Source organism: Mesorhizobium sp. M4A.F.Ca.ET.090.04.2.1 (genome assembly GCF_003999085.1).
Lineage (GTDB): Bacteria > Pseudomonadota > Alphaproteobacteria > Rhizobiales > Rhizobiaceae > Mesorhizobium.
On sequence record NZ_RZOT01000153.1, the window covers coordinates 1 to 11281 of the forward strand.

Here is an 11281-nt window from a genome sequence, read left to right on the forward strand (position 1 = left end):
TGCGCTCGCTCGCAGCGCGGGCGCGCGCCGGCGACGGTCCGGAGCGCCAAGCCTATCGCAAGGCCGGCGAGGCGCTCGGCTTCGGCCTCGGCAGCCTGTTCGCGCTGATCGATCCCGCACCGGTCGCCATGGTCGGCGTCAGCGCCGCCGCCTTCGACCTGATCGAGCCGGCGCTGCGCGAGGCGATCGCCCAGACCGCCGGCGGCCAGCATTCGAAATCGATCTCGTTCGACACCGAGCCGAACGAACTGCCGCTGATCCGCGAGGGCTGCGCCATGCGCGCGCTCGGCTTTGTCGACCAGGAGATTTTCGCGCCAGGCGTCCAGGCGAAAGGCAGCGCCGCCGGGAAGAGCGTGGCCTGAGCGTCAATCTTCCCTGATCGCGTAGCCCGCGCCGCGTATGGTGCGGATGACATCCGGCATGCGGCCATTGTTGACCGCCTTGCGCAAGCGCCCGACATGCACGTCCACGGTGCGCTCGTCGATGTAGATCGTCTCGCCCCAGACATTGTCGAGCAGCTGGCTGCGCGAGAACACCCGCGACACCGAGAAATTTCGGATTCTTTTCAACGAGAACATCGCCTACGGCTATTACCGCAATCTCCTGGCGCTGAAGCCCTATGGCATCGTGCTCAATCTGCTGACCATCGCCGCCGCGGCCGCAATCATCTACTACAAGCCCGATTTCGCTTGTTGTCGAGGTTGATCAGCGCCATGTCCCCGTTGCCCACGGGGAAAAGGTCAGTTTTGCAGGCATCTGTGTCGGTTCCTATGGTTGGCCGGAACGGGCACGCAACGGATCATTTCCGTGTGCGCGCGCCGCCGGCAACTAGCCTGTGGCTTGTCAATGGAGCCTTGGGGCACTAGAACCGACTTGCAACGGTACGGACCTGTGGTCTGGGCAGTCTTACGGCGCCACGTCCGCAGGTACGCACAAACAGAAGGCAGGCGGTGGAATCACCGTCTGCCTTTTTTATGGCACAGCGTTAAAATGAAGTAAATACGTTCGTGCAGCGCGTTGCACTGAGGGTACGATTATTTGGCAAGTTGTCAACAGGCCAATCGGACCAAAACGCCGCAGGCGGCGATGCATGGCAGGTATGTCTTTTTACATATGGTAGCGGGACCCGAGAACGCAAGTCGCGCTTCACGTTGCTCGGTCGAGGGCCAGGTCGGTGAAGCTCCAGCTGCGCACAGGCCACGTTTGAGGCGCAAGCTTCACCGTCGCATGTGTGCCCTAGCATGGAAACGTCGGACGGCAGCGCCACCAGGGGGTATGTGGCTTCCCAGGCTTTCGTGGACAAATATCAGGCTCGCGGGCCGCTCAAAACATTGCTGCCCGCCCGCGTCGCTCAGGGCACCACGTTCAAGCCGACGCATCCGGACGCGGACGATGCCTACGAATGGATGGGACTGGAGGCCCGAAAAGAGATCTTTGCGCTTTTGGATGCAGCAGTAGCCGATCCTGCCGCAACGGTCAGCATGGTCGCCTACGACATGAGCGAAAGCGAAATCATGGACCGCCTGTTCGCGCTCGGTCCGCGCCTCAGGATGATCATCGACGACAGCGATAAGCATGGGCTCAAGACAAGTGGTGAGACCCAGTCCGAGACACTGCTCAAGGCTTCCGCTGGCGAGGACAACGTCAAGCGGGAACGGATGGGAGGTCTCCAACATAATAAGATGATTATCGTGGATGCGGCCGTCCCGCGCGCCGTCTGCGGTTCGACAAACTTCAGCTGGCGCGGGCTCTATGTTCAATCGAACAACGCCTTGCTGTTAACGGGCGCTCAAGCCGTCGCCCCCCTCAAGGCTGCGTTCGAGGCCTATTGGAAAAAGGATGGGTTCGCCAACGGTCCCTCACCCGACTGGCATCCGCTCGGCTTGGCGGGCATTGATGCCAGCATCACCTTTTCTCCCCATGACACAGCCCGTGCCCGCCTTGCGGAAATCGGCCAGGATGTCGAAAAGGCCCAGGCCTGCCTCCTCTATTCCCTGGCTTTCCTGAGCATCACAGGCGGTGCTGTAACCGACGCCGTGGAAGCGGCTACCAACAGCCCGGTTTCACCTACGGCATTTCCGACAACAACACCGGTGTCACCGTTCATAAGCCCAATGGCAACACTGCACCCGTCTATTTCGCTCGCCTCAACAAACACGTGCCGACGCCGTTTAAGGTCGAACCTTACACCGGCATCGGGCCAAATCTGCACCACAAGTTTCTGGTAATCGATTTCAACACACCTGACGCCCGCGTGTGGACCGGTTCTTACAACTTCAGCAAGCCCGCTGACCTTCAGAACGGAGAGAACCTGCTCCTCATCCGCGACCAAAAAATTGCGACATCGTATATGGTCGAAGGGATACGCATCTTCGACGACTACCATTTCCGCGTCACCCAGGAAGACGCTGCAGAGGCCAAAAAGACATCGTCCTTGCAAAAGGCGCCTACGGCCGGTGAAGACCCATGGTGGGCTGAGGACTATACAGACCCGTTCAAGATCCGAGACCGTGAGCTGTTCGCATAGAGCTACTCTTGCGCCAGAGCCCGGTTCTCAGGGGTTGGCAGGCACATTGCGATCTTTCAGGGTCTCAATGAGCTCCCGCAGAATGGCATTCGTTTCGTCCTGCCTGCGGCGAACTTCCTCGACAATTCTTCCGGTCGCCTGATCGTCGCGCTCCTTGAGCGCCTCAATTAGTTTCTGGTTGTCAGCGCTAGCCGCCCGATCGGCAGAAACCACCTCCCGCGTGAGAGCCTCGATCGCCGGAACGGTGCGATTTGGCGAAAAGTAATCAACGACCATCGGGGCGAAGGGACTCAGCGTGGCGATCACGAGCGCAAATACGCCGACAAGAATTGCTTTTTTGGCTGAACTGTCGGTCTGGCTGGAGGCCTCTTCGAACTTTCCTATAAAGGTCGTTGCCTGGGCTTGAATATCGTTGCCGATCCGCGCGGCGTTTGTCATGACATCCAGCATGCTTTCAAACTTCCGTTCGATTTCTGCCAGCTGCGCATTCGTGTCCAGAATGGGGTTTCTGGGCATCTGGAAATCCGGCATTCTAGGGGCCGAAATAGCTCGCTCGGTCAATAGCCCCCCGGCATCCGGCTTCGAGATTGAATCGAGCAGTCGCCTTTGGCCTTCCACCTGATCCAGTATGGACCTCATTGCAGGCGACGGCTGTGTGAGCGATTCAAAGCGCTTCCGAAGCGCCTCCGCCTCCTTCGAGGGCCGGAGCAAATCACTGAACTTGTCTTGCTGTTCCTGCAGGCGGATGGCCAAGTTTTTAGCAGGATTTACGTGTGACCCAATACCTGCAAGTGTTTTTGCAATCTCGCTCAATGGCTTGGCACCACTGCCGGTGCTTACCTTAAGGTCCTCAAGCTTGATGGGCTTGGGAGAGTCGGGAGAATCGTCACTCATCAGTCATGGTCCCCATGGGATAGCGCCGGTTAGATATAGGAATCCGGAGAACACAGTGCCAGTTCGAATGGCCCATCTCGCAGGCATGCACTCCGACAACCCACCGCCATTCCGGTGGTCTAAATCGGCAGCTTCGGCGCAATGTCGGCGACGAACAAGCGAAGCGCCATGGCGATCTCGCTGAATTCCTCCGCGGTGAAAGAGACCGTTTCCCCCAAGGCGAAGACACGAATACGCAAGTCTCTTTTGATTTTGATCGTCGCGCCCTTTTCAAAGTACTGGTTCTTGTGAACCTCGATCTCTTCCCCGTCGCTGACGGTAGAACATTTCAAACGGGGCAACTTCAGGCTAAGGGCCCCCGCGCCTTCGTCGCAGTCAATATGACCTACAACGCCATTGCGATGTTCCAGACAGTTCCGAGCCCTCTGAAGCGAGCGGTACTCCTCAAAGAAATCGAGCTTCGTCGCCAATTGCGCCTGCACGGCCAGCAGCAAATCTGGAAAATTGAGACTCGACGCCTTCTTTTCCGCCGCGAGATAAATGTCCTCGAACTCGCCCCAGGTCTCGACCTTGCGTCCTTCCCTCAAACCAAGCGTGTAGATGTAGGCTTGCTCGAGCGTAGCCCTCAGCCCCCTGGCCAGTTCCTGAAACGCCTTCCCCAATATCCACGCGCGATAAGCTAGCTTGGCCTTGGCTTGATCGGCGTGAGGCACGAAGCTCAGCCCGGAAAACCCGTCCCGAGGTAGATCGTTGAGATCTGTAGCCTCGATCGCTGACGTGCATACGGCCACCATTTCAGTCGCCAAGCGGATGGCCTGAAGCGCCGGCGCGATCACGCCGTCGCCGTTGAGGGTGACCGTTACACTGGGTTTGTCTTCTTCCGTCACGGCGTCAATGAATCCGTGTCGGCGATGCCGTCGCCCGTGTCGTGATGCCAAGGTAGGCTAATCTGCATGGGGCCATTTGTGCTCCATGGATTTAGCTTCACCACCTTAATTTTAGCTTTTGCACCCTTTTTCGGGCCGCAACTGCAGCCGCTTTTGTACTCCAGGTGAGTTGCTCGGCGGGGCCAAATGATTCACCGATTGGGGTCTGGGGTAAACGATCCCCTCCAGGCATTTTGCTGGTAACGACCCTTATTCTTTCACCCTGTTCGAGCGCCGCGATGTTGTCCAAAGCCGCACCCAGGCGAAATTCCATGACGTTCAGCATGTGCTTAACCCGCTCTTTGTCCGTGGTAGAGGGGAATGTCCGGCGGCCTTCGGAAAACGCTTGAGTTATGTCATCAAATTTCGCGTCTGTAGCCATCGCAAATAAGTCCTGTGGGAAGATGCGGTTGCGCCGTCCGGCCTGTAACAATCCGGGGGCACGGCGAGCATAGATCTTCTCGACCAAATCTGAGCAAAATGACGTTCGACTTGCCGCGTATTGCGAAAAACCCAGCAGGTAGTCATATCGCTGATAGCAAAAATAGAAGAAGTCATAAAACCAAGCACTTTGCTTGCTGATTTCGTGCTGGAGGGCGTCCAACGCGTTCTTGAATGACGGCTTTGGCCTCGCTCTCGGAAGTATGGAGGGTCGACGTAGGATGCGGAACTCTCCGGGAGCTAAGCTGTCGAAAATAGCTGACTCGGCGGCAATCATCACGCCGCTTTCTGGCGTTGCATCGGCCCAAATCCCGGAACCGACACAGACCATAACATGGGAGAATCGGGCCCCGTGCCTTCCAAGCGCTTTCTGCCCGATAACAATCAGCCGGCTCAACCAATCATGTTGATGAACGAACGCTATGTCGCCCACCTCGGAAAATGTGACGCCGGGAGGGATCGCCATTTAACGCCAATACGAGCGGCTTATGTAGGTGAGTGCAAGGCTTGTGAGAAACGCCACCAGCGCAACTGTCGCATAGATGAGGGCAGGGCTGGAAGTCGCGGCCGCTTCCGGCTTCAGGAGGGCGATGACCAGAGGATCGATTTTGCTGAACGCGTATCCGCTCAGAAATCCGTAAACGAGCTTTCCTAAGCTGGCAAACGCTTCGCGTTCACCATCCCCGTAAGGTGATATGAATATTCCGGCTGCCCATCCAAGGGATGCCCCGAGGGTGCCGCTGAGGAGACATGGGTAAAACAGTTCAGGCCTACTCGCATCGTAGTTCTTGGCGAACATAAAGAGGCATCCAAAAATCAGGATACTGGCGATCAAACCGACTATAAGATCTGAGCCATCGCCCCATTTTCCCCTTTCACGCCTGGCGCGCCGCTGATTGTCTGAGATCCTGGCGCGCTCATCTTCTGACAGTTGAGATGTCGACGGACTCGATAACTCAGCCATGACCCCCCTACGTCGTCTCCCGGTGGCCAGGCTTGCCTTGATCCAGCAATCAACGGCCTTGCTGCGTCACCCGCCGACGGAGCAGCTAGGGAAGACGATGCCTGCGGTTTCGGGGATTGATAAAGCGGCTTGAACGTCCTGAACAAGCGTTCAGATGGGATGCTACAGGTCAGCCCAGGAGTGCGAACGGTTTAGAAGAAGTGTGCGGACGGGCGGCGACGCGCTAGCCCGGTGATGACGACCCGAAAGCGACCGTTCTTCAGAAAGTAAACCGGCAGGGTCTGGTGATCGAGTGCTCCGGTTATTCCGATACGGCAAGAACATTTTCCGTTTTTTATGCCTGTAAGCGCGCCGGCCATTGACCCGATGTTTCGAGCATGTTTCTAATAGAGTGAGGGTGTAATCTCGGTAAGTATTTCAATTGGTAGTGTTTGAAATACTAGGGATGGGGGAAATGCCATGTCGGGGCAATATACGGCTCCGCCTGTTCGCCGGTTGCGGGTCTATGCCTTCGACCCGCAGGCTTCTACGTCGGCTGCGACTGCAGGCGTTAATGTTGCAACAATTAAAATACCTTGGGAGCAGAGCTGGGAGGAAGAAATTCAGCCCGGCCCCATCAATGACTACCTTGAAGTTATTGATATCGATCCGGTCAGCGGCCAATTTTATGAGCCGGTGGACCTCAATCACCCCTACCTCCTGGCTCAGGACGGCTTGGCCCCCTCGGAAGGCGATCCCCGCTTTCACCAGCAGATGGTGTTCGCCGTTGCAATGAAGACTATTCGAACTTTCGAACGGGCGCTTGGCAGGAGAGTCTTCTGGGCTCCGCGTCGCGTTCCCAACGGGCGAAAATACGAGCCGGTCTATAAATTGCGTATCTATCCCCATGCCCTTCGCGAGCCCAATGCTTATTACAGCCGGGAAAAGAAGGCCCTCCTGTTCGGCTATTTTCAGACGTCCGCGCACAGCGCCGGCGCCAAATGGGTGTTTACCGCGCTTTCGCATGACATCATCGTTCACGAGGTCACGCATGCTATCCTGGATGGACTTCACCGGCGGTTTGCTGAACCGACCAGCGTAGACAGCTTGGCGTTCCACGAAGCCTTTGCCGATATCGTCGCTCTGTTCTCACATTTTTCGCTTGAGGAAGCAGTCAGCGCCCAGATTGCGAAAGACGGCGGTAGCCTCGACAACCGCTCCCTCCTCAGCGGCCTCGCCCGGCAGTTCGGCGAGGCTACCGGCCGGGACGGAGCCCTTCGCGAGGCGATTGACGATCACAGTGGCGCTGCGCCCGTGATCTTGCGCGACGACATGACGGAGCCTCACGAACGCGGCGCGGTCCTGGTGGCGGCCGTTTTCGATGCTTTTCTGTCGATCTATGAGAACCGCACCGCTGATCTGCTCAGAATCGCCGGCATCAGACCCGGCATTGGTCCCGACCAGAACCTCCATCCAGACCTGGTCAAACGATTAACCCGGGAGGCGAGCAAGGCGGCGGAACACGTGATGCGAATGTGCATCCGCGCCCTCGACTACCTGCCGCCAGTAGACGTCCGCTTTGGCGATTTTCTCCGGGCAATCATAACGGCGGACTATGACCTGGTGCCCGATGACGTGCTTAATTATCGGCTCGCCATCATAGAAGGGTTTCGGCGGCGCGGTATCATCCCGGAGGGCTGTCTCTCTTTGGCTGTCGACAGTTTGTTGTGGGAGGCGCCGGTCCATCATCTGGCGGCCGATTATGACGATTTGGACCTGGATTTGGAGCCAAAATTCGATCGGACGACGGCAATCAAGGCCGCTGAGGAGAACGCGGAGAGCGTGCATTGGTGGATCCTGGGATCGGAGAGCTTTCGGACCACCGAGGATAAGCCATGGCAAGAGGTGTGCGGAGTAGTCTTCCGACGAGGTTTGATCTCGTATGACGACCGCGAGACGATACTGAGCCGGCCAGGGGACCCGAAGGGATTTGCTCCGCCCGTGGAAATTCATTCTGTAAGAACCTCCCGGCGAACAGGACCCGACGGCCAGGATCTCCGCCAACTTATCATTGAAATTGTACAGCAGCGGCGCGGCTTCTACGATCAGAACGAACAGGAGCTTCAAGACAAGCACGGCGATAACCCGTCGGGCGAGGACTTTGTGTTCCGCGGTGGTGCCACACTCATCTTCGACCTTCGGGAGGGTCACCTGCGTTACGCAGTCCGAAAGCGAATTAGTGACGATGCCCGGCTGGAGCAACAACGCGATTTCCTTGCGGGTTACCGCTTCGGCTCGACTGCGTTCGGTTATGGACTGCAAGGGGGATCGACCGGCACTGCGTTGGACGAACCGTTCGCTCTGGTGCACCGGGGAGGTTAGGTGTGGGGATATTGAAGCTCTTGAGGATCAGGATGTATCGCGGCATCTTGAGCGATTGCTTCCTCATTCGCACCACGTTGGACGACGGCGGCGCGGAGTTGGAGCGATCCATACTTATAGATTGTGGGGTCCTCCAGAACGTTGCCGCTGGAGCCGATCTGATCGCCAAACTTGACCCGAAGGTCGTGAACCGGATCGGTAAAAAGCGCCTGTCCGAAGTTGAGGCAGGCCCGGCCCGCATTTCAGCGATCGCGAAAGACGTCCTGAAGACCGTCGGCAACCGGATCGACCTGCTGGTCATAACCCACGAGCACTACGACCATCTGTCCGGGTTTGCGTTCGAAAAAGGCGCATTCCTTGACGGTGCGGTTTCCATCGGCCGGCTTTGGATGGCTTGGACCGAAAACCTGAAAGATCCGCAGGCTCAGGTCCTAAGGGCACGATTTTCGAAGGGAAAGCAGGCTTTGGCGGCGGCGGCCACGCTGGCGCAAGGCGATGCGCATCCCGGCTTGCGAACGGCAGCGGCGCTTGCCGCTTTCGCCGGGCCAGTCGCCATAAACGGGCTAGGTGCATCGGGCGTCTTCGGGACGGCCGAAATCATGCAAATGCTGAAGGATAAAGCTGGTGCCGATTCAACATCTTATCTTGAGCCTGGACAGGTCATTGACCTCGACGAGTTCAATATCAAGGCCTTTGTTCTTGGCCCGCCTCGAGATGAAGTTTTGCTGCGAAAAGACACCCCATCCAAGGGACAGGCGAAGGAGGTATATCTGACGCGTCTGGACGCCGCCGCGGCGGCGGAAAGCACAGTAAATGCCCAGCTCTCGCTTCTTGCCAATCGAACCGACACAGTCCTGCCTTTCTCGGCCGTTTACCAAAGACCCCTGAAAGAGAAAACCCGTCGCAAGAAGGCGACCAAGTCGGGGGTCCGCAAACTGTATGACGCTCCGGCCGAAAAGTGGCGTAGGATTGACAGCGACTGGACAGGCTCCATCGAAGCTTTGGCCCTGAAGATGGATTCGGATACAAACAACACCAGCCTGGCACTGGCGTTTGAACTCCCCGATGGCCAGGTATTGCTGTTTCCCGGAGACGCCCAGGTGGGGAATTGGCTGTCTTGGAATGACCAGACCTATCCTCCCGCCGCGAAGACTATGTCCTCGGGCAAACCTGTCACCGCAGAGGACCTGTTGCGCCGGACAACCTTTTACAAGGTCGGACACCATGGGAGTCATAATGCCACGGTCAAAGCGCTCGGTCTGGAGCGCATGGTCGACCCACGACTAGTAGCCGCGATACCGGTCGTAGAGGCGGTCGCGGCCATTCAAGGTAAGGGTCGAGCGGAACCTGGAAGCGGGTGGAGGATGCCGTTCGAGGAGCTTTACAAGGCGTTGCAGGAAAAGACCAAGGGACGCATCGTTCAGGGCGACGGTAATCCAACCGTCGAAAAACGAGCTTTCCGAAACAACCCGACGTCAGCAAAGCGGCCGGTCAAGATCGAACACAGCGATCTTTTTGTTGAGATGACGTTCGACCTTTCATGATGCCAGCTGCTCGGGTCGGCGGGGAATTCTCAATGGGGGGTATACGATGGTCGTTCTAATCAACGGCGAAACCAAGAAACTTGGAATTGCGCTCTCGGGGGGCGGGTTTCGTGCTGCCGCGTTCCATGTAGGGACGTTTACGGCTCTCCAGGAACTCGACTTACTCGACAAGCTTGATCTCATCAGCTGCGTGAGCGGCGGGAGCGTGGCAGGCGCCTACTTGGCGCTGAATTGGGGCAAACAGGATGTGCTGAAGGGCCTTTCGGACTATCTGCTGACAAAGTCGATCGCCGTCTCTTCGATCATCGGAGGTATCCTGGACCCCTTCGAAACACGCCTGGAGAAGCTTGGCGCAAGCTACGATCGGGATCTGTTCGCGGGTGCACGGCTATCCGCTCTCAGAGATGGTCCAAGAATCTATCTCAACGCCACCAACCTGGCCACCGGCAACATGTTTTTCTTTGTTGCAGGCAAGGCATTGGCGCCCGGAGAAGACGCTGGAGAAACGATGGGGGAGCACGAGAGCGGCACCGCGAATGCGAGTAACTATCCAATCAGCTTGGCCGTGGCAGCATCCTCGGCTTTCCCGCCCGTGTTTCCCCCGCTACGGCTCAATGCCGACATCTATCCCAATTCCCTGAGCGAATACGCGACGCTGAGCGATGGAGGCATTTACGATAATCTGGGCGTGAACCCGTTGATGCGAGCGCGGCGCAATCCCGTCGATGTGTGTTTTGTAAGTGATGGCGGCAAGCCGTTCGCCGTGTCCCCTCATCCGACGGAGTCCGGGACAATCGTGCTCAAGGAGGCGATCAACATCATGATGGAGCAGGTAAGAGGTCTTCAATTTGCTCGTCTGCAATTTGTCGTACGACGCGAAAAAGGGCCCGAAACCCATCTGGTTTTCAATCGACAGCCGGGTAGGCGAGGAACGGCCTGGCGACGCCGCTTTCGCCTCGCTGGTGGCAACAGATTTAAAGAGATTGGAGGCCGAAGAGCATGAGGTTTTGGTGCGACATGGTCGGGCCCTCACGATGGCACGCGTCAAATCCTATGCACCGGAACTCCTTAAGTAGCAAAGTGTCAAACGCGCCGCCTTGCCGCTTACCCGACACGGACTGCAAGGACGTTATCGTTGGATATATCGCCTCATATTCTATCCAGGACAAGCAGTCCTCAACGCCAAGTGCCTGCCGCGGCGAGATTTGTACCCTCAGTCTCTACATCAGGGACAGCAAGCTCGACTGGGACATCCAGAAGCAAATTTCAGGCACTGGCAAGGCCATCTTCGTGAAGACCTTTGGTGAGCCCGACCCCGAGACCAAGTGATGCGCCATAGTGCCTCCAAATGGCCGCTGCTCTGGGCTGTCGGCGCCGCCATTCTCATATCTGCTCCGGCAAGGGCCCAGGAAGAACCAACGCAACCGAACCCGACACTGAGGTTCAAGCTCGACCGGCGCGACGGGTGCTTCCGCTACATAGGCGATGCCTGTCGAATTCATCGGCCGCTTCAAGACCGGGAGCTACGTCGGCGTGTCCATGATCACCATCGGCCGGCCCACGACCAGCAGCCGCGACTACTCGATCTTGTTCGCGCCTCGTGCCGCTTGGGGCAGTTCAGCCT

10 protein-coding genes and 2 pseudogenes are annotated in these 11281 nt (G+C 57.7%); 7 read left to right on the plus strand and 5 right to left on the minus strand.

Annotated elements, in window-relative coordinates; genetic code table 11:
* Positions 1–362: pseudogene (locus tag EN781_RS13145) on the plus strand (ROK family protein); the annotation flags it as partial.
* Positions 363–365: 3 nt separating this feature from the next.
* Here the strand turns inward: EN781_RS13145 and EN781_RS13150 are convergent.
* Positions 366–539, minus strand: a pseudogene (locus tag EN781_RS13150) (winged helix-turn-helix domain-containing protein); the annotation flags it as partial.
* On the opposite strand from EN781_RS13150, the gene EN781_RS13155 reads away from it, so the two are divergent.
* From EN781_RS13155 to EN781_RS13165, 3 genes are all read left to right on the plus strand, one after another.
* Positions 508–705: a hypothetical protein gene (locus tag EN781_RS13155; RefSeq protein ID WP_127400050.1), complete on the plus strand. Its 198-nt coding sequence runs from the start codon at positions 508–510 to the stop codon at positions 703–705. The pseudogene EN781_RS13150 and the gene EN781_RS13155 sit on opposite strands and share 32 nt — an antisense overlap.
* A gap of 536 nt (positions 706–1241) precedes the next feature.
* Positions 1242–2228 (plus strand): phospholipase D-like domain-containing protein, encoded by a 987-nt coding sequence (locus EN781_RS13160; RefSeq protein ID WP_091600496.1) that lies wholly within the window; start codon positions 1242–1244, stop codon positions 2226–2228.
* A complete protein-coding gene (locus EN781_RS13165) occupies positions 2159–2527 on the plus strand; it encodes a phospholipase D-like domain-containing protein (RefSeq protein WP_164748213.1) in 369 nt (122 codons plus the stop codon). Before EN781_RS13160 ends, EN781_RS13165 begins: the two co-directional genes overlap by 70 nt.
* Before the next feature lie 27 nt (positions 2528–2554).
* On the opposite strand, the gene EN781_RS13170 is transcribed toward EN781_RS13165, so the two are convergent.
* The 4 genes from EN781_RS13170 to EN781_RS13185 all read right to left on the minus strand — a co-directional run bounded on the left by EN781_RS13170 (position 2555) and on the right by EN781_RS13185 (position 5587).
* The gene (locus EN781_RS13170; protein WP_091600494.1) at positions 2555–3421 is read right to left on the minus strand and encodes a hypothetical protein; all 867 of its coding nucleotides are present in this window, start codon (positions 3419–3421) and stop codon (positions 2555–2557) included.
* Between the two features lie 119 nt (positions 3422–3540).
* Positions 3541–4308: a hypothetical protein gene (locus EN781_RS13175; RefSeq protein ID WP_091600493.1), complete on the minus strand. Its 768-nt coding sequence runs from the start codon at positions 4306–4308 to the stop codon at positions 3541–3543.
* A gap of 97 nt (positions 4309–4405) precedes the next feature.
* Positions 4406–5254: a hypothetical protein gene (locus EN781_RS13180; protein WP_091600492.1), complete on the minus strand. Its 849-nt coding sequence runs from the start codon at positions 5252–5254 to the stop codon at positions 4406–4408.
* Positions 5255–5587, minus strand: a complete 333-nt coding sequence (locus tag EN781_RS13185; protein WP_091600491.1) for a hypothetical protein — start codon at positions 5585–5587, stop codon at positions 5255–5257.
* Between the two features lie 624 nt (positions 5588–6211).
* Here EN781_RS13185 and EN781_RS13190 point away from each other — a divergent pair.
* Genes EN781_RS13190 through EN781_RS13200 form a run of 3 tightly spaced genes read left to right on the plus strand, consistent with a single transcriptional unit; the run spans position 6212 to position 10660 of the window.
* The gene (locus EN781_RS13190; protein WP_126037978.1) at positions 6212–8113 is read left to right on the plus strand and encodes a hypothetical protein; all 1902 of its coding nucleotides are present in this window, start codon (positions 6212–6214) and stop codon (positions 8111–8113) included.
* Positions 8114–8145: 32 nt separating this feature from the next.
* Positions 8146–9657, plus strand: coding sequence for a hypothetical protein (locus tag EN781_RS13195; RefSeq protein WP_126037980.1), 1512 nt, complete (start codon positions 8146–8148; stop codon positions 9655–9657).
* Between the two features lie 46 nt (positions 9658–9703).
* Positions 9704–10660, plus strand: a complete 957-nt coding sequence (locus EN781_RS13200) for a patatin-like phospholipase family protein (protein ID WP_245455120.1) — start codon at positions 9704–9706, stop codon at positions 10658–10660.
* The last annotated feature ends 621 nt before the right edge of the window (positions 10661–11281 follow it).